Here is a 19,956-nt window from a genome sequence, read left to right on the forward strand (position 1 = left end):
CTACTTGCTTTAGTCTGTATGGCAACAGGTATGGTAGTTACAGCGCTGGTTGCGGTATCACTGAAGAAATTCCGTAAAGCAAAAGCGGATAAAGTGTTAGCGGTAGCGTAAGAGATAAGTGTTTTAGGTACGAGTCTTGAGGTTAAGACGATAAGTACGAATAAAAGCGATGGGTGAAAGCCTGTCGCTTTTTTGTGTTATCAAATCCAATCAGTTATCCCGTGCAGTGAATGCCCGCGAGGGCGATAGGGAATCTACTATCCGCGCGTCGTAGAATGAATGTATTCCTTGCTTTTCAAATCACATCTTTGCAGTATGTATTCATTACCATAATTAAAAATGCATGTAAGCATAGATATCTCACAGGGGAAGTCATGGCTGGAAATACCATAGGACAATTGTTTCGCGTTACCACCTTTGGCGAAAGTCATGGGGTAGCATTGGGCTGTATTATTGACGGTTGCCCACCAGGATTAGCACTCACAGAATCTGACATGCAACACGATCTTGATCGTCGCCGCCCAGGCACCTCAAAATATACTACTCAACGTCGCGAAGCGGATGAAGTTAAGATTTTATCCGGTGTATTTGAAGGTCAAACAACGGGTACATCGATTGGTTTACTGATTGAAAATACCGATCAACGCTCAAAAGATTATTCTAATATTCAGAATTTATTCCGTCCCGGTCACGCAGATTATACTTACCAGCAGAAATATGGTGTACGTGATTACCGTGGTGGTGGTCGATCATCTGCACGTGAAACCGCCATGCGTGTTGCTGCGGGTGCTGTTGCTAAAAAATACCTTAAACAAGCGCATGGCATAGAAGTATGTGCTTACTTATCCCAGATGGGTGATGTAAAAATAGATAAGGTTGATTGGCAACAAATTGAACAAAATGCCTTTTTCTGCCCTGATGTCGATAAAGTTGACGCCTTTGATGAACTGATCCGTAATCTTAAAAAAGATGGTGATTCGATTGGCGCTAAGATTACCGTGGTTGCTCGTAATGTACCGGTAGGTTTAGGCGAACCAGTATTTGATCGCTTAGATGCGGATATTGCTCATTCATTAATGAGTATCAATGCCGTTAAAGGGGTTGAAATTGGTGATGGTTTTGATGTGGTTGAACAACGGGGCAGTGAGCACCGTGATGCAATGACATTACAAGGATTTAAAACTAATCATGCGGGCGGTATTTTGGGGGGTATTTCATCAGGGCAAGATGTTATTGCGCATATAGCTCTAAAACCGACATCAAGTATCAGTATTCCAGGTGAAACTATCACTAAGCAAGGTGAATCAGCTGAAGTGATCACCAAAGGTCGTCATGATCCCTGTGTTGGTCTTCGGGCGGTTCCGATTGCTGAAGCGATGTTAGCAATTACGCTGATGGATCACTTATTGCGTAATCGTGGTCAAAATGCAGATGTAGTCACAACAACGCCAAAGATTTAGAGCTTGGTTTCGCTGTAAATTAATATTGAAATGACGGAATAATTTTATTCCGTCATTTCTTATAGTGAATGCGAACCATCCATCGTCATTCCCTTTGCTAGTTTATTTCTGTTGTAGCAAAAGTAAATATCTCTCAGATAGCCTCATACTTTAACTTGTTGTGGCTTAATTAACTTGTATACCTAAAGAGGTAGATTTTACACTTCTGCTTCTTCGAACTTAAATACGGGTAAGCTCCAGCTAAAGAATACGGCTGCCATACGTAAACTAAAGCCAACAATCAATGTTACCAGTGTCGTAATATCAGCAGGTACGTTAAAGTGCAACATCGTGACATACATAATACCAGCAAGGAAAGACACTGACGCATAGAGTTCTTTGTGTAATACCATTGGCTTGCGACGAGTGATCATATCGCGAAGTAACCCACCAAAAACCCCCGTTACAACCGCAGCTACAACACAGATAATTGGCGATAATCCCATAGTGATAGCGACTTGACATCCAATAATACTAAAGACAATCAAACCAATAGAATCAAGAATGATAAAAATCTTGTGGAAACGAACGACCCATTTGCCTAATACCGTTGTTAATAAGCCAGCAAGACAGGTAATGACTAAATATTGCGGATGTGCTACCCAACCAAGAGGGTAATGACCGAGTAAAATATCACGAACCGTTCCACCACCAATAGCAGTTGCGCTTGCTACTAACATTACCCCGAACCAATCCATATGACGTTTACCAGCCGCTAATGCGCCTGTCATTGCTTCTGCTGTAATACCGATAATGTATAAAATAGAAAGTAACATAAGAACTGTGATGGCCGTTGTTTATTATGAGAATAAGGTATTGTAATAGTGACAGTTATCAACTTCTAATGAAAAGAATTTAGTGTCAGATGAATTGAATTCATGCAAGAAACACTTTCATTATTATTTATAGTGGATATGTGAGCTTTTTCGATATTTCTTACCGGAAGATGACGAACGAGATTACAGAGATCAAGTAAAATAATCTGTATGTTGTAGCCCTACTTTTTTACTTAATGGCTCTAAATGTTCTAACAATATATAATTCGCTGGTTAATTTAAATTGTATCCAAATAAATAAAATGAAAACACATATGAATCATGACTATAACGATCTTATTCGGTTGTTTAACACGGTCTTTTTAGAGCGTTTAAATACTGAGCTATTATTAGGTGGCGATGAGCCTATTTATCTTCCTGCCTCTGAGGAACGTATTCACCATCAAATTATCTTTGCACGTGGTTATTATGCCTCTGCAATGCATGAATTAGGGCATTGGTGTATTGCGGGTGAAGCAAGACGGTTATTAGAAGACTATGGTTATTGGTATCAACCCGACGGACGTAGTGCTGAAGTACAAGCGGCATTTGAAGTGGTTGAGATTAAACCACAAGCAATAGAGTGGATTTTATCTGCTAGCTGTGGGTTCAAATATCAGGTCAGTTGCGATAATTTAAGTGGTAACTGTGAACCCGATAGAGTGGGATTTACCTCAAAAGTACGAGAGCAAGTCATCAATTATCTAACAAATGGTATTCCAGATCGAGCCAAAATGTTATCTGATGCGTTTCGTGAATTTTATGGTATTGCACCGTTAACAGCAGCTGATTTTCCTAAACCAATTCCATTAACTGATTATGCTTAACTGCAAGGATAGAACATGATCCACGATTATGAACAAAAGCTATTGCAACTTATTGATGACAATATTGACAGTGCAACGGATGATGAACTATTTGCTGGTGGTTATTTACGCGGCCATATCTCACTTGCCGCTGCTGATTGTGAACAGCAAGGTATTGATGATATTATCGTTATGCAGCAAAAAGTAAAACAAAGCTTATTGGATGCTAGAAGTGAGTTGAGTCCAAGTGATTGGCAATTAGTGCAGCAATACAGTGATAAATTAATGGCGTAGGATATTTCCCGCAAGAATGGAAGAAGAAAGCTGCTGTTGCTACCCACACTCTTCGCTCGTTACTTGTTTCCCTCGTTACTTGCTCCTAACCCTGGCTTCTTCCTATTTATCCTAAATAAAAAATCCGCCATAACCGTAAGGGTATGGCGGATTTTTAGTTACAGCCTACATAATTAATATGTAAGGCTAAGTTGATTGTCAGTATAAATTACTTAGCAACAACTTGAGTAACTGTCTCGATGTTTAGCTCAGGAGCAATGATGTCAACACGACGGTTTTCAGCACGGCCTTTAGTTGTATCGTTTGGTGCGATTGGATCTAGCTCACCACGACCTTCACTAAGAATGCGATCTGAACCAACATTTAGGTGAGTACGTAGTGCTTGAGCAACTGCTTCTGCACGTTGTTGAGATAGCTTTTGGTTGTATGCTTCAGGACCAGTACTGTCAGTGTGACCAACAACAGTAATTGTTGCATCAGGGTATTGGTCTAGACGTGCTTCGAAAGGCGCTAGTTGTGCCGCATCACCTGTTGTGATTTTAGAGCTATCGAATGCGAAAGGAACAGTTAACTTTAACTCGTCAATTGTTGCTACAGATACTTGATCAACATAAACAACTTCTGGAGCAACAACAGGAGCTGGAGCGCCCCAGTGGTATGCTAGAGAAACGCCAGCGAATTGAATGTCAGCACCGCCTACATCTTTGTAGTATTGGTATTCTACACGTGTAGATACGTTGTTGTTGATGTAGTACTCAGCACCAACACCAGCAGTTGAAGCCCAACCTTTGTCGTCAGATTGTGCGCCATTTTTAGCGTTCCAATCGTAGTAGAAAACACCTAGTTTAGCGAATACGTCAAACTTGTCGTTGATAGCGTAAGAGTATTTACCTACAAGATCAGCGCCTTGTGCAGTAAATTTACCTTGGCCATTAGTAACGCTTGCGCTACCTAGGTTAGTGTAACCTACTTCGGCTGCAAACCATGGTGTGATTTGGTAACCAGCGAAAACACCACCTGAAAGGTTTTTATCATCAAGATTGATGCTATTAGTGCTATCTTTGATGTCGTAGAAGCTATTACCTAGACGAGCACCAGCATAAAAAGGATTATCTGTTGCAGCATTTGCCACGCCAGATACAAGAAGAGCAAGAGGTAGTACTAGAAAAGTTTTTTTCATAATATTTGCCGTATTTTCCTAATTGTATATAGATCCGACTTAAGCCGGTAATTTTTGCACTATTATATGAAAGTGCTTGTCTATACCCTACAATAACAAATGCTATTAGGATATATTTTTCCTATATAATAATGCATTTTTTTTGAATGATATAGTAATTAAACACTGTTTCATTAAAATTGTCAGTTTTAGGGTAAGAAACTGTTAATAAAGAATCTAACTATCCTTTATTAGTATACTTTTGCGTTGAAATTGCTTTAATCACAACGGTAAAAAGTGCTTATTTATAACATTGAACCGTATTGTGATGAAAATTGGCAACCCAAAAATGAGTTATTGCTTCACAATACGGTTCAGTTATTTCACTTTTAGTTATTAAAAGCTTTACGTCCACTCCATGGTTGGCGACCATCAGTTAAATCATACAAGTGATATTGATGATCTAACATTTGACCACCATCTCGCGTTAATGGAACCCAAGATATTTGTGCTCGGCTGGTACTTGGTTTAACGGTTAAAATATCGAATGGAATCGAGATGTAAAAACCTTTATTAAAACTGCCTTCGCCATATTCTTCTGCTGACATACTGGTTTTAGTAATAAATGCCCCAGCGATAATGCCGCTATCAAATTGCTTTGAGAAGTCGATAGTAACACCAGTATCTTCCGCTAAATAACGTCCAGCACTGACTTTTAATAAGGTATTTGGTAACCATTGCCATTGCGGTTGGTAATACGCAGTTAAATTACCTGTTGTGGTACCTGTTTGTACTTGATAACCATGTTGTTGCTGATTTTTAAAGAAGCCAAAAGTTGAACTTGGATCACGTTGCTTGACATAATTGACATCTAATCCTAATGCCCAGTTACTGCCAATAGAACGATAAAGTACCTCGCCACCCACACCTCCAAACATGGTTTCTAAATAACCTGCATATGCTTGAGCATACCAATTACTTGATACTTGATCTAACCATGTTAGCTGAAGGTTATTCATTCGCAATGTATTATCAGAAATATACTGTCGAACAAGAGTACGCACACGCTTATTATAGGTACCATCCGGTGGTACATTATATTTAAATTTATCGTAGGTATCGTAAAGGTTTAAATACACCGAGCCGCCGATAGTGAAGTGATTATTAAACCAATAATCGGCACTGCCAGTCACGCCAACATTAAACATATAGAAGCCTTCAGAGCTGCCTAATGATTGTTGTAGCGTTGGTGCAAGTCCGATATTCCAGTTTTGGTTAAGATCGGCCACTTGCTGACCTTCAATCGTCGTTGGAGCGGTAGTCGTGCGACTATCTGCAATGTTACTGCCAATATAATCATTATTGGCAACTTGGAGTAACTGCTGACGATTAAGCATCGTTTCAGTAATCGGTTGATTAGCAACTGTTTCTACAATATGGAATTGTTCTACTGCTGGTGCTTGGTTATTAAGCAGGATCCCTGCGCGTAATTGCGCTTGATCACGATCACGATATTTAACCTGCTCGGCAACCACTGTAATGCTGTTATCACCATTTTGATAAATTGTCGGATTTTTATAACCTGCAATATTATCGATATCGTGAGCAAGTTGTTGCCATTGTTCTGGCGTAAGATCAGATGCTGTAGGTGTAGTAGACACTGCTGGCATTGGTTCGTCTAACCAACTGGCTTTTAATTGATTAAAGTTTGTATTAACACTTAAACCAAAACTTACAGTAGTGCCACGCTCATAACTGATATTTGCCGTTGCCCAATCCGTTAATTGGTAAACCGCACCAAAATTAAAGGGGGTTTTAGGGGTCATGTTATGGTCACGATTAGCACGGAAATCATCCGTGTAATCGTTACCGTCATACTCAAGCTTTAATTGCAATGGCTGCCATGGGGTTTGGTATTCGATACCACCATAAAGGGCTGCATTACCCTTAAACCAACGGCCAGTATCAAAACTACCACCGTTACCTTTATAACCATTATCACGGTCACAAAATTTATCACTTACTTTACATAATGGATTGGTAATGTTACCGCGTTGACCGATATAACCCCAGCCTAAGCCGAGCGTAAAATCTAAAGGTCCAACACGTTTATTGGCGGCAATGAATTCACCATCAAATAAACCAGTGCCGCCGAGGTCACGAATGCCAACAGCAACTTCAGGTAACCAATAAGACTCTTGCCATAAACGCAGTTTTACATCAATGCCTTTATCAGTATATAAGGTGTCACCACTAAAACTTTGGTCGCTACTGTAATAAAGATCAGGCACTTGGGTATAACGAATAGTGGTTTCTAGCCATGGCAACAGTTGTAATGATGTCCAGTAATGGTGGTAATCACTGCTAATAGTGGTGCCAAAAGTAAATTCACCTTCTGGTTGCATACGTGCGGTTGGCATTTGCATTAAACCAACCCCACCAAAATCACTATTAGAATAGCGCATTTCAGGGTAGCTAAATTCATCCGCTTGAGCATTACAGAATGGCAGTAATGCGATTGCTAATGTTGACAAAGCAAACAGAGGACGTTGGCATAGAGAGCGGCGAGTAGAAGCCGATGTGACAGAATTCATTACAACGTCCTGTTGGTTAGCATTGAAGAAATAGCATGGTTTAATTCACTGTAATTATGAAATAGTGATTGATAGCCAATGAAAATGATCGCTCCTGGTGCAATATCATTATGGTTATTATTCCAGTACGCAATCGGGTGTTGTTGTATCACGCCATCAGGCTGAATAACCGTTACTTCACTATTGGCGGCGATTGTAAGCGGCGTTACTTGAGTTAAATATTCTTTCGCCGCCATGCGAGGTTGCCAGGTTATTGTTTGTGGCTTTTCAATGGCACCAATAACGATCACTGACGTCGGGCGATTAGCTAATTGCAGTTGGTAATTGCCATTTAATAATGGATTGTCGGCTTTATTTAAACGTACTTTATCAATATCAATATTGACGGGCAGACGTTGGTGATAAATATGTTGCTGTAACCATTGCGCAGTATTGGCAAAACTATCGCTAACAAGGACATCGTCACGGTGTTGTTGGCTTAATTGTGTTAGTTGGGTGATCAATGCTTGTTTAGTTTTAGGTTCAGTCGCGGTGCTTAAGCTGCTACCAAGCCAATAAGATGTTTCAGAAACAGTACGTTGTTTGAGGCTATCGCTAACAACTTGCGCCAAGCGTACGGGTTCTGCGTAGTGCAATGTTACTGCCGCTGCAGAAGTACCGTTGGCATACAATGTGATTATACTTTGCGCAAAACTGGGTATGGAAATAAATAAACACAGGCTCGCTAGAACATAACAGCGATAACGAGAGAATAGAGACAAAAGTGAAAACATAAATACGCTACCGTTAGTTAAAAGGTTTAAGGATAGTCATTTCAACACGAGGTAAAGAGGGCGCAATATATTGTAGGCTCTTTACGACTTTACCAGTTTGTTGTTCAATCCAAAAAGTATTGCGGTAATGTTTATTTAATTGCTTAACTAACACATTTTCATTAAAGCGTAGTACAGGTACTGATTTGCCATTAATGGTTAATACTTCTGCGTGATCAAACACAAAGTTAGAATCTAACTGATAGCCTGTGTGGTAACCCGGCTGCCAATCAATGGTGCGTTGCCATTGCTTTGGTGTTGTTGCAAGGTGCAGTCCTAAAGACAGTGGATCGGGGCTAGTGCTGTGAGTGGTTAATAAATTGCCTTCACTTAAATTAACTGTTTTTATAATTCGTCCACTCTGAGTAATTAGCATACCGTTATCACTAGCAAGCCATTTTAGTTGTGGTGGATTGTTTTTATTACTATGGGTTATTGTTTTTCCTGCTGGTGTTTCAGCAAACGCTAATACCATAAATAATTGATTATTATTACCAATACGGACGTATGTGCTGGCATAAGGTAGTTGAGTTACCTCATAAGGAGATTTGTGAATATCAGCAGAGCCTTGAATCGCTAATCGAACAGTATCATTAACATTCTTTACTTTTTGGGTACAGCCTGAAATGAAAGAAAAAAGAATAAATATAAATAGTAGTTTGAAAGGGAATGACTTTATAAATTTAAGCATCCAAATTACTTCCGATAGACTATCAGGGTTGAGCTATAGATTTCGGAAATCGAATAGCTTATATAAAGAAATAACCGTGACGAGCACGGTTATTAACAGACTAAATAAGAATAATTTATTTAGTAGTACCAGCCGTTACTGATGTTGAGTTAGTGTTGCCTGAATCAGAAGCAGCAACAGCAACAGCAGCAACAGCAGCCGCAGCTCCAACGACAACAGCTGTTGTCACGCCAGTAGCAGTAGCAGCAGCAGTGCTTGCACCTGCAGCGGTACCTGTTGTAGTTGCAGTCGTTGTTGTTGCAGGTGTTGCTGCGTCATCAACAACATAACCGCCAGCAAATGCTGATGAAGACATAGCCATAGCTGCTAGAAGAACTAATGCATTCTTTTTCATGATGTAAATCCTTATTGATAAAAATAATATATAGGCCGTCAAAAAATGACGATTATTGGTGGTGATTTATTAGTGTACTAATTTTAATAATTATACAGATAAAAAGAATATAACTATGTAAGTTTTTTTTATCTTTTATGTGTCTATATGTATACGCTGTGATCTAGATCGCTTTAATTAAACATAAAATGCTTTTTCATTTGCAAATGAATTGTAAACCATAATATTTTATGAATGTATTTTATTACAAATAGTTATCAGTTTTAAAAAAGAGTATTATAGATAGTAAATGAGCAAATTTTTATATTTCATTTTATATGTAAATTCAGTAGAATCTAAAGCAATGTAAATAGTAAAAATGTCATTTTCAACTTTTTTTAGATATATATGTAATTTAAATGCTAATTACTGCATTTATATGTTTAATAGGTTTGTGTTTTATTAATGACAAAAAAATTATACTTCTATAGCAAGTGAGGAGCTGTAACCTTCGGGCGGTAGCATGCTTGTTTGTCAGGAATTCCCATCAATCAATGCTGAAATGAATTTAATCTAATGGAATTATCAAAAAAATTGCTTATTACAGCAGTTGCTTCTGTAATGTTAGCTGGCTGTAGCATGCCAGGATCCCATCTTAGCCTTGATGGTAAGCATGTTTCTAAAACTAATCAGGAACAACCTACACTTGATCAAGAAGTGAATGTTTTCCCACTTACTGCCAGTAATATTAGTCAGTTTCAACAAGCTAAAGTCGTTGCGCAAGTTAATCCTAAGCTAGATCAAGAATTATCTGGCTACCAATACCATATTGGTCCGGGTGATATATTAAATGTCACTATTTGGGATCACCCTGAATTAACCATTCCTGCAGGCTCTTACCGTAGCGCAAGTGAAGCGGGTAATTGGGTTCATGCAGACGGTACTATTTTTTATCCTTATATTGGCCAAGTGCATGTTGCAGGTAAAACAGTAACCGAAGTACGCCAAGATATTGCTCGTCGTCTAGCGGCATTTATTGAAAAGCCACAAGTTGATGTTAATGTCGCTTCATTCCGTTCGAAGAAAGCATATATTACTGGTGATGTTAAAAACCCAGGTCAACAAGCGATTACTAATGTGCCATTAACCTTACTTGATGCGATTAATAAATCAGGTGGTTTAGATGCTGACGCTGATTGGCGCAATGTAACATTAACTCGTGATGGCAAAGATCAGACGTTATCACTGTATGCTTTAATGCAACGTGGTGATTTAATGCAAAATCGCTTATTACGTAATGGTGATATTGTTCACGTACCACGTAATGATGCGCAAAAAGTGTTTGTGTTAGGTGAAGTTAAAGAGCCTAAGCTGCTTAAGATTGATCGCGCAGGCATGAGCTTAACTGAAGCTCTAAGCAGTGTCGGTGGTATTAATGAACTACAAGCAGATGCCACTGGCGTGTTTGTTATTCGTGCCACCCATTCTGATATTAAACAAAAGCCATATTCACCAGTCGCGAATATCTACCAATTAAACATTAAAGACGCAACAGCATTAGTGATTGGTACTGAATTTGAATTACAGCCTTATGATGTGGTGTATGTTACCGCTGCACCAATTGCACGTTGGAACCGTGTTATTCAACAGCTAGTACCAACGATTAATAGCTTTAACAATTTATCTGAAGGTATGAACTACTACATGAACTTGAAGTAGAGATTTAAGGGGGCAGGTAAAGACAGGAGGAGAAGGTAAGGATAGGAAATGAAGGTAAGGGTAATCCTCCTCGTTGCTAAAATCCTTACCCTTGCTTTTCCTCGTTGCTAAAATCCTTGCCCTTGCTTTTTCTCATTCCTTAAACCCTATTAATTCGAACCTATCTTTATGTTTAATAAAATTCTTGTTGTTTGTGTGGGTAATATTTGTCGTTCCCCTTCTGGTGAACGTATCCTACAAGCAAAATTACCGCATAAACATATCGCTTCGGCGGGTGTTGGTACTGAAAAAAGTGGCTTAGCAGGAAAACCTGCTGACAAAATGGCAGAGGAAGTGGCACTGGCTCATGGTTATTCACTTGACGGTCATCATGCGCAGCAAGTGACCAGTGAATTATGTCGTGATTATGATCTTATTTTAGTGATGGAAAAAGGACATATCGACGCTGTAACTCGCATAGCACCGGAAGCTCGTGGTAAGACAATGCTGTTTGGACAATGGATTGGCCAGCAAGATATTCCTGATCCATACCGTTTAAGTAAAGAAGCATTTGATCATGCTTATGATTTAATCGAGAAAGCTGCAACAGCTTGGGCGAAGAAGTTGTAGAGTCACAGTTTGAGACTTGACTATAACCTCCGTCATTCCCTACAGTGAATGCCCGCGAGGGCGATAGGGAATCTACTATCCACGCGTTGTAGAGTTATTGAATCCACTGGCTTCTTTAAAGCTCAATCATACCCCTCCGTCATTCCCTACAGTGAATGCCCGTGAGGGCGATAGGGAATCTACTAACCACGCGTTGTAGAGTTATTGAATGCACTGCCTTCTTTAAAGCTCAATCATACCCCTCCGTCATTCCCTACAGTGAATGCCCGTGAGGGCGATAGGGAATCTACTATCTACGTGTTGTAGAGTTATTGAATTCACTGGCTTCTTTAAAGCTTAATCATAACCCTCGTCATTCCCTACAGTGAATGCCCGCGAGGGCGATAGGGAATCTGTTATCCACGCGTTGTAGAGTTATTGAATGCACTGGCTTCTGTAAAGCTCAATGACGTGGTGAGTAGATCACGGATAGTTCGTCCCTCTCTTCCGAGATGACGAATAATGGGCTAAGTGAAGTTAGGAAGGCGATAGGGAATCTACTAACCACGCGCTGTAAACCATATTTAACTTTTGGATGATGCTTTGGCTCTTCCTCATCTTTTAAAAATTTAACATCGGAATCTTTACTTAATGAGTATTGCTCAAAACACTCAACCCAATACTTCTTCAGGGAGTGATGAGATTGATCTTGGTAAACTGTTTGGTATTTTAATTGATAGCCGTTGGCTGATTATTATCACCACTTTTATTTTTGCGTTAATCGGTATTAGCTATGCATTATTAGCTACCCCTATTTATAAAGCTGATGCCTTAATTCAAATTGAACAAAAAAGTACAGGTATGCCAGCCCTTGGTGGCGATATGGCAGAAATGTTTGGTGGATCAGAGTCAAGTGCGACCACTGAAATTGAAATCATTAAATCACGGATGGTATTAGGCGACACCGTTGATAAATTAAACTTAACCACTGTTGCTACCCCTATTTATACCCCAGTTTTTGGTAAAGGTTTAGCACGCTTATTAGGTGATAGCCATCAAATTTCAGTTTCTCGTTTTACGGTGCCAGCAAATACAGTATCAGCCGGTGATGTATTAACGATCACTAATAGTGCTCAAGGTGAATATAGTTTAGCAAACAGTGACGGCCGTGAATTACTAACGGGTAAAGTGGGTACATTAGCAACCAACAACGGTTATAGCTTATTTGTTACTCAGTTAATTGGATCTGATGGTGCAACATTTAGTGTTAGTAAAATTAGCCGCTTGAATGCGATTCAGGCATTACAAAAAGATTTATCTATTGCTGAACAAGGTAAGCAAACGGGTATTCTGCAATTATCGATGACGGGTGAGAATAGAGCTAAAATCAAAAATATTTTAAATGATATTAGCCAAACTTATTTTTTACAAAATGTCGCGCGTAATTCAGCAGAAGCCGAAAATAGTTTAGTCTTTTTAAAACAACACTTACCAAAAATTAAACAACAATTAACGTTAGCAGAAGATAAATTAAACCGTTACCGTCAACAAAATGAATCAGTAGATTTACCGCTAGAAGCTAAAACGACGCTAGATACCATGGTAACACTAGAGGCGCAACTGAATCAGTTAACCTTTAAAGAAAGTGATATCTCACAGCTTTACACCAAAGAGCACCCCGCTTACGTTGCTTTGCTTGATAAGCGTAAAACGCTAATGAAAGAAAAAGCACGTTTAAATAAACGTATTGAAAAACTACCAAAAACTCAACGTGCAGTATTACGTTTAACGCGTGATGTTGAAGTTAATCAACAAATTTATGTGCAACTGTTAAATAAAGTACAAGAACTGAGTATTGTTAAAGCAAGTACGGTCGGTAATGTACGAATTCTTGATAATGCTCAAGCATATTCACAAGCAGTGAAACCGAAAAAATCACTGATTGTTGTGTTAGCAACTTTATTAGGCGGTATGTTAGCTGTTGCTATCGTATTGCTACGAGCTGCTTTACATCGTGGTGTTGAAAATCCTGATGAAATTGAAGCATTAGGGCTGCCTGTATATGCCTCAATTCCTTTATCGGATTCACAGTCTGATTTAGATAAAAAATATAAGCTTAAAAAGCAACATACCATCAATGAAACATTACTGACAATTGCTAACCCAGCGGATCTATCAATTGAAGCACTGCGTAGCTTACGTACTAGCCTTCATTTTGCAATGATGGAAGCACGTAATAACATCGTGATGATTTCAGGCCCGAGTCCAAGTATTGGTAAATCATTTGTTACGGCTAACATGGCTGCAGTTATGGCTAAAGGCGGTCAGCGCGTATTAATTATTGATGCTGACATGCGTAAAGGTAAGATGGAACGCCAAATGTGTGTTGATAGTAAACCTGGTTTAGCGGATTACTTAAGCGGTCAACAAACCATTGAGCAAGTGATTAAATCCCCCGGTGTTGAACACCTTGATTTTATTGCGCGTGGCGCTGTGCCACCTAACCCCTCTGAGTTATTAATGCACCCGCGTTTAAAAACGTTATTAGATTGGGCCTCTGAAAATTACGACTTAGTGTTAGTGGATACCCCACCAATTCTAGCAGTAACTGACCCTGCAATTGTGGGTGCCCATGCAGGCACAACCATGATTGTGGCACGTTTTGGTTTAAACCCAGTCAAAGAAATTGAAGTGACTAAAAACCGTTTTGAACAAAATGGTATTGAAGTTAAGGGTTGTATTCTGAACGCCGTCGAGCGTAAAGCAAGCTCAACTTATGGCGGTAACTACGGTTATTACAACTATAGTTATGCGAGTGATAAGAAATAGAGAACAGGTATAGAGTGACGAGGGTTTAGGTACGAGATAGTGCGCCTAAACCTTAGTCATTTTCTCGAAGCAATCGATAGTGAATATACGAACCAACCACGGTCATTCTCTACAGTGAATGTACGAGCCAACCCGTCATTCTCTACAGCGAGGTTACGAGCGAGATAGGGAATCTACTCACGACGTGTTGTAGCGTTAATATTTTTAATTATTGTTGGTTGAGCAGGAATAATCTCCCTAGACCCTAGACCCTAGACCTATTCCTCACAACTACTGAATTACCCGTAAACTCGATTCATATCAAAGCATTGCCATTAACAGGTGATGCTTTTTTGTGTCTCAAATTTTAGGTTTTGTGTCTCAAAAGCAAAAAATCACTGAGATGATAGCGTGAACAAATTCACTTTCTTCACCGTAGTATAGACGAAAAATAACACCCAAAACACCGATTATGCTCAAATAATTCACACCCGTTACACCCTCTTTTTTAGCGTAAATTTCATTTTATCAAGTTGGCCCCCATGAATCATGCTTATGTGTTTGTATTTATAACGTCGTTTATCACGTTATTTATCATGCGAAAAATAGCCAAAAAAATTGGCCTCGTCGATAAACCCAATGCCCGTAAATTACACCAAGGGGTTGTGCCTCTGGTCGGTGGGATCTCCGTTTATATTTCATTATTGATCGGCCTGACATTTTTTCTACCCATCAGCCTTAACCTTGAACTTTACCTTTTATGCTCGGCTATTTTAATTGTTCTTGGCGCGTTTGATGATTACTTTGATATCAGTTTTAAAATCCGTTTATTGGTGCAAGCAGGAATTTCATTAGCGATGATTTGGGTTGGTGGACACAGTCTGCACCACTTAGGTCACTTGATGGGCAGTGATACCATTGAGCTTAATGAATTTTTTGGCTCACTGATCACCATCATTGCGGTGATTGGTGCTATCAATGCCTTTAATATGGTGGATGGTATCGATGGCCTATTAGGTGGCTTGGCATCAGTAACGTTTACCGCACTTGGCGTCACCTTCTATTTCAGTGGCAATGATTATCTTGGTGAGATTTGTTTACTGATCGTAGCGGCATTGATCCCTTACATCATGCTGAACCTTGGTTTTCCACTTGGGCGTCGGTTTAAGATCTTCATGGGCGATGCGGGCAGCATGTTTATCGGTTTTTCGGTGATCTGGATGCTGATCCGTGGCACGCAAGAGCCAAGCATTGATGCCTTTAAACCCGTTACCGCATTATGGCTGATTGCTATTCCATTAATGGACATGGCAACCATTATGATCCGCCGTATTCGTAAAGGCCATTCACCGTTCAAACCAGATCGTGAACATCTACACCATATCTGTCAGCGCATGGGCTTATCATCATTAATGACTTTATTTGTGATCTGCTTGTTAGCTTCAATTTGTGCGGTTGTTGGTATTGTCGCTGATATCAATGGTGTCGCTGAATCGACGATGTTTATTAGTTTCTTGGTGATGTTTGCGGTCTATTTTACCGCGATCAATCATATTTGGCGTATTACGGCTTGGGTTAATAAGTTGTTTGGATATAAGGTTAATATTCAAGAAATCAAGTAATGATTAATTTTAAGTTGGAATGATTATGATAAAAAAAATATATAATAAAATCTACAGAGTATTAGCATCGCCTAATAATTACGCAAAAAAAAGTGGAGTTAAATTCGGTCGAAATGTTCAATTAAATACGAAAAGTTTTGGGTCTGAACCGTATTTGATAACGATTGGAGATAACTTATATACATCATCTAATGTTACATTTATTACTCATGATGGTAGTGTTAATGTCTTACGTAATTTATATCAAGAGTGTAAAAATGTTGATTTAATTAAACCAATTACAATTGGTGATAATGTTTTCTTAGGTTTTGGCGTTAGTATCTTACCTGGTTCGATTATTGGCGATAATGTTATAGTTGGGGCTAATTCATTGGTAAAAGGTGTGCTGAAAGAAAATAATGTTTATGCGGGGAATCCAATTAGAAAAATTTGTTCAATTCATGAATATTATAATAAAAGAAAAGTTGATTTTTTAAACACTAAAAATCTTAAAAATGAAGATAAATAAAAATATTTAAAGAGAAAATATAATGCATAATATATATAACCCAAAATTAATTAAAGTAATATTTGCGCTAGCTAGAAGAGGATATTTGGACTTTTTAAGTGATGAGTATTATTTAAAAATAGTTTATTTTCTTTGGCGGAGAGAAAAAATTAACTTTTCTAATCCTCAAACATTTTCTGAAAAAATTCAATGGTTAAAAGTTAATAATAGAAATTTAGAAATGAGTACTTTGGTTGATAAGTATGAAGTACGAGAATATATTAAAAAATCAATCGGTGAAGAATATTTAGTACCTCTTGTTGGTTGTTATGAACATTTTGATCAAATTGATTTTGATAAATTGCCTGAAAGATTTGTTTTAAAAACAACACATGGTTCTAGTCAGAACTTGATTTGTAAAAATAAAAATAACATTGATAAAAATCAAGCAAAGAAAAATTTTGATAAATGGCTAACCATCTCTTTATATAAAATATTTAGAGAGTGGGCATATAAATATGCTAAACCAAGAATTATATGTGAGGAGTTTCTTGGTGATGATGAGAATGTTCCTACAGATTATAAATTCTATTGTTTTAATGGTAAGCCAAAGTTTATTCAAGTTAATGTGGAAAGGTTTACAGATAATCATACTGAAACATATTATGATTTAACATGGAATCGAATGGATTTCTATTATGGTGTTGATGGTTTTAATGGTGAAATTGAAAAACCAGAAAATTTTGATAAGATGTTAGAAATAGTTAATCTTTTATCAAAAAAACATAAATTTGTTAGAGTTGATTTATATAATTTATCTGGAAAAATATATTTTGGCGAGTTAACGTTTTATCCGGCGAGCGGGTTAGAAATAATGAAACCAGAAAAACTAGAAAGTATATTTGGTGATTATATTGATATAAGCAAATAAAAATATGACAGGGATGCTACTAAATTTTATATGTTTGGCTCGTATCTTTATTTATGCTCTTTTAAAATCACATTTATAGATGGGTCAAATAATCAGAGTAAACGGATGAGTTGTCAATTAGTTAATTATTACATTTGTTTAACTAAAGCTAATGTTTAATGACGAGTTGATTGGTTGACATTTAACCAAAATTTGGTGATTGAAAATAAGGTCTATAGTCTAACTTATCTTACGGTTACATTTTAAATTTGTTTTGTTAACAAAAAATCTACTCATGCGCTTGCTCTGATAATCGTACTAACTACTTGTTTTATAAATGGTATAAGTACCAATAAACAGGTTGTAGAGTGTTTTAAATCTTGTGTTTATTAAAGCATTAATGACTTAATTATGAATAATTAACCTTTAGCTACTTATTTCGGTGTTAATAATATATTTTAGGTTAAGATTTAAAGTCTAAAGGTTTTGTTTTATGAATAAAAATATAATATTCATGTATTCAACATATATTTTTAATATGTTGTTTCCAATGATATTAATGCCACTAATAACTAATAACATAACGCAAGAAGAGTATGGCTATTATTCATTAGCATATACATGTTTTACTTTTTGTTTTATTTTATGTGATTTTAGCTTTAATTTGACTGAAGCAAGAAATATTTTCAAAAAAAACAGTGATGAGATAAATGATACAATAAAGAATGTTCAATTTGCACGGTATTTATTAGCTATCAGTGCAACAATAATAGCTACAATTTATTTTGTGTCTATTGATGGGATTGCTAATGTTTTATTTTATTTTATTGTTACCTTACTTGGTTTGTTGGGATATGTTTCTTTTGTGAGTTGGTTTTATGTAGCAACTAATAATATGAAGCAGAATACATTTCTTTTTGTTTTGATGAAATTGTTGTCATTGATTAGTGTTTTAGTATCTGTAAATATTTTTGGTGTTTTAGATTGGAAAATAGTCTATTTTTCTTCGGTAATATATTATCCTATTATCGGCTTTATTATTACATTTAATCTTCTGAAAAGTAAAAATATTAAAGTTGATTTTTATATATATCCAATACTAAATAAAATGAAGGCTGGTTTATATTTATTTATAACAGATTTTGCTCCTAATTTATATAATACTATTCCAATTATTTTAATATCATCTTATATATCTATTGATAAGTATGCCATTTTTAATTTGGCAAATAGATTAGCCTTGGTAGTCAGTGGCGGTCTATATGTTTTTTTACGTGCTATTTATCCTTCACTATGTGTTAAATATAATAAATTTAATGCAATGAAGCTTATGGTATTAATTGTTATTGTAATACTTTCAGGGTTAATTATTAATTATTTTTTTGGTAAGGAAATAATTAGTAAATTATTTGGTGGTGATTATGTTGGTGCTTATAAATATGTATCAGTAACATTAATAGGTATTCTCTTTTTAGGTGTTTCTGAAAGCATACAATTTGCCTATTTATTACCTAATAAAAAAGATAAATTCTTAGCAAAAGTATCTGCTGTTGTAGTAGTATCTTCTCTTTTGTTTTTATTTTTTTCATTTGATGCATTAAAAGAATGGTCGATAATTTATACTTTATTATTTTCTAGGTTTATATTTATGCTTTCATATGTGAGCTATTATATTTTAAATTTATACTCAAAGGTTCGAAATGAAAACTAAAAAAGTGATATTATTTATCGATACATTTTACCCAGGAGGAGCCGAAAGGGTTTGTGTCAATTATGCTAATGAACTAAATGAACTTGGACTTGATGTTTCTATAATTTGTTATAATAGAAACGAAAATTTTTATATTGATGAGTTGAGTGGAAATATACAAATAGTATCATTAAATATAAAAAGTGGTATGTGGCTATTTAAGAAAATCAATATATTAAACAAGTTGCTTATTGGTGGGAGCATTGTCATTGCTTTTAATCATCAAATATCTATTCTTTTATATTTATATAATAAGATAAATTCAAAATTTAAGTTAATATCAAGGAATGTTAATAATTTAAGTCAAGACTTAAAGGCAAAAAAAGGAAATAGTATAAAAAGAGCGCTTACTTTATTTTTAATGAATCGGTTTTATTGCAGAATAGGTTGTTATATTGCGCAATGTGAACTAATGAAATTAGATATGCAAAAGGATATGAAAGTAAGGGGATCTGATATTGAAGTAATACATAACCCAGTAGCTAAGAAATATATAAAATTAGAGTTAAAAAAAGATATTGATATATTATTTATAGGTAGATTGAAAAAACAAAAAGGGATAGATAATCTTATAAAAATAATGGAGTTGTTAAAAGTAAAGGGTGAAAATTTCAATATAACTATTGTAGGTGATGGTGAATTAAAATCTATTTTACTTTCATCATTAAACAATCTCGGGATAACTTATGAGTATATAAGGAATACGGATAATACACTTGAGCTATATAATCGTTCTAGATGTTGTGTATTAACTTCATATTATGAGGGTTATCCTAATGTTTTGGTTGAGTCTCTAGCTTGTGCTACGCCTATTATTTCATTTGATTGTGATAGTGGACCAAGAGAAATTATAAGGAATAATGAAAATGGTTTCCTTATTGAAAAATTTGATTGTGAAGATTTTTGTGATAAAATTTCTTATATCATAAATACAAACTTTGAGATAAAAGAAGAGAATAATAATTATAAAGAGATTTTAAAAGTAGAAAAGATGTTGGAATTATAATATGTATATTAGGAAGTCTTCAT

17 protein-coding genes are annotated in these 19,956 nt (G+C 36.5%); 11 read left to right on the plus strand and 6 right to left on the minus strand.

What is annotated here, in order from left to right; all coding sequences use genetic code 11:
- Positions 1–374 precede the first annotated feature (374 nt).
- On the plus strand, positions 375–1,460 hold the full coding sequence (gene aroC / locus GLP24_RS18070; protein WP_232568194.1) for a chorismate synthase: 1,086 nt from the start codon (positions 375–377) through the stop codon (positions 1,458–1,460).
- Positions 1,461–1,657: 197 nt separating this feature from the next.
- On the opposite strand, the gene GLP24_RS18075 is transcribed toward aroC, so the two are convergent.
- Positions 1,658–2,275, minus strand: coding sequence for a trimeric intracellular cation channel family protein (locus tag GLP24_RS18075; RefSeq protein WP_045038305.1), 618 nt, complete (start codon positions 2,273–2,275; stop codon positions 1,658–1,660).
- A gap of 314 nt (positions 2,276–2,589) precedes the next feature.
- Between GLP24_RS18075 and GLP24_RS18080 the strand changes: the two genes are divergently transcribed.
- Together GLP24_RS18080 and GLP24_RS18085 are read left to right on the plus strand one after the other, a co-directional pair.
- Entirely contained in the window at positions 2,590–3,141 is a 552-nt protein-coding gene (locus GLP24_RS18080) for an elongation factor P hydroxylase (protein ID WP_232568195.1), read from the plus strand.
- A gap of 15 nt (positions 3,142–3,156) precedes the next feature.
- Positions 3,157–3,414 carry a YfcL family protein gene (locus GLP24_RS18085; protein WP_232568196.1) on the plus strand — a complete coding sequence of 86 codons (258 nt, stop codon included), beginning with the start codon at positions 3,157–3,159 and terminating at the stop codon, positions 3,412–3,414.
- Positions 3,415–3,622: 208 nt separating this feature from the next.
- Here the strand turns inward: GLP24_RS18085 and GLP24_RS18090 are convergent, their stop codons facing one another.
- The 5 genes from GLP24_RS18090 to GLP24_RS18110 form a co-directional block, all read right to left on the minus strand.
- The gene (locus GLP24_RS18090) at positions 3,623–4,594 is read right to left on the minus strand and encodes an OmpA family protein (RefSeq protein WP_232568197.1); all 972 of its coding nucleotides are present in this window, start codon (positions 4,592–4,594) and stop codon (positions 3,623–3,625) included.
- 368 nt (positions 4,595–4,962) lie between these two features.
- Positions 4,963–7,167, minus strand: a complete 2,205-nt coding sequence (locus GLP24_RS18095; protein ID WP_232568198.1) for a YjbH domain-containing protein — start codon at positions 7,165–7,167, stop codon at positions 4,963–4,965.
- The gene (locus GLP24_RS18100; protein ID WP_232568199.1) at positions 7,167–7,940 is read right to left on the minus strand and encodes a capsule biosynthesis GfcC family protein; all 774 of its coding nucleotides are present in this window, start codon (positions 7,938–7,940) and stop codon (positions 7,167–7,169) included. Before GLP24_RS18100 ends, GLP24_RS18095 begins: the two co-directional genes overlap by 1 nt.
- Positions 7,941–7,953: 13 nt before the next feature.
- Positions 7,954–8,670, minus strand: coding sequence for a YjbF family lipoprotein (locus tag GLP24_RS18105; protein WP_232568200.1), 717 nt, complete (start codon positions 8,668–8,670; stop codon positions 7,954–7,956).
- 115 nt (positions 8,671–8,785) lie between these two features.
- The gene (locus GLP24_RS18110; RefSeq protein ID WP_232568201.1) at positions 8,786–9,064 is read right to left on the minus strand and encodes a hypothetical protein; all 279 of its coding nucleotides are present in this window, start codon (positions 9,062–9,064) and stop codon (positions 8,786–8,788) included.
- Positions 9,065–9,619: 555 nt separating this feature from the next.
- Here GLP24_RS18110 and GLP24_RS18115 point away from each other — a divergent pair.
- The 8 genes from GLP24_RS18115 (at position 9,620) to GLP24_RS18150 (ending at position 19,933) form a co-directional block, all read left to right on the plus strand.
- Positions 9,620–10,762, plus strand: coding sequence for a polysaccharide export protein (locus tag GLP24_RS18115; RefSeq protein ID WP_232568202.1), 1,143 nt, complete (start codon positions 9,620–9,622; stop codon positions 10,760–10,762).
- Positions 10,763–10,930: 168 nt separating this feature from the next.
- Positions 10,931–11,371 carry an arsenate reductase/protein-tyrosine-phosphatase family protein gene (locus GLP24_RS18120; RefSeq protein ID WP_232568203.1) on the plus strand — a complete coding sequence of 147 codons (441 nt, stop codon included), beginning with the start codon at positions 10,931–10,933 and terminating at the stop codon, positions 11,369–11,371.
- 630 nt (positions 11,372–12,001) lie between these two features.
- On the plus strand, positions 12,002–14,179 hold the full coding sequence (locus GLP24_RS18125) for a polysaccharide biosynthesis tyrosine autokinase (protein WP_232568204.1): 2,178 nt from the start codon (positions 12,002–12,004) through the stop codon (positions 14,177–14,179).
- A 521-nt stretch (positions 14,180–14,700) separates the two neighbouring features.
- Positions 14,701–15,780, plus strand: a complete 1,080-nt coding sequence (gene wecA, locus GLP24_RS18130; protein WP_232616362.1) for a UDP-N-acetylglucosamine--undecaprenyl-phosphate N-acetylglucosaminephosphotransferase — start codon at positions 14,701–14,703, stop codon at positions 15,778–15,780.
- A 25-nt stretch (positions 15,781–15,805) separates the two neighbouring features.
- Positions 15,806–16,288 (plus strand): acyltransferase, encoded by a 483-nt coding sequence (locus tag GLP24_RS18135; protein ID WP_232616363.1) that lies wholly within the window; start codon positions 15,806–15,808, stop codon positions 16,286–16,288.
- 22 nt (positions 16,289–16,310) lie between these two features.
- Positions 16,311–17,198, plus strand: coding sequence for an ATP-grasp fold amidoligase family protein (locus GLP24_RS18140; protein WP_232616364.1), 888 nt, complete (start codon positions 16,311–16,313; stop codon positions 17,196–17,198).
- Positions 17,199–17,670: 472 nt separating this feature from the next.
- Positions 17,671–18,888 carry an oligosaccharide flippase family protein gene (locus tag GLP24_RS18145; RefSeq protein WP_232616365.1) on the plus strand — a complete coding sequence of 406 codons (1,218 nt, stop codon included), beginning with the start codon at positions 17,671–17,673 and terminating at the stop codon, positions 18,886–18,888.
- On the plus strand, positions 18,878–19,933 hold the full coding sequence (locus GLP24_RS18150; protein WP_232616366.1) for a glycosyltransferase: 1,056 nt from the start codon (positions 18,878–18,880) through the stop codon (positions 19,931–19,933). The genes GLP24_RS18145 and GLP24_RS18150 overlap by 11 nt, the downstream gene beginning before the upstream one ends.
- Positions 19,934–19,956 lie beyond the last annotated feature (23 nt).

Source organism: Photobacterium carnosum, assembly GCF_021236965.1.
Classification (GTDB): domain Bacteria; phylum Pseudomonadota; class Gammaproteobacteria; order Enterobacterales; family Vibrionaceae; genus Photobacterium; species Photobacterium carnosum.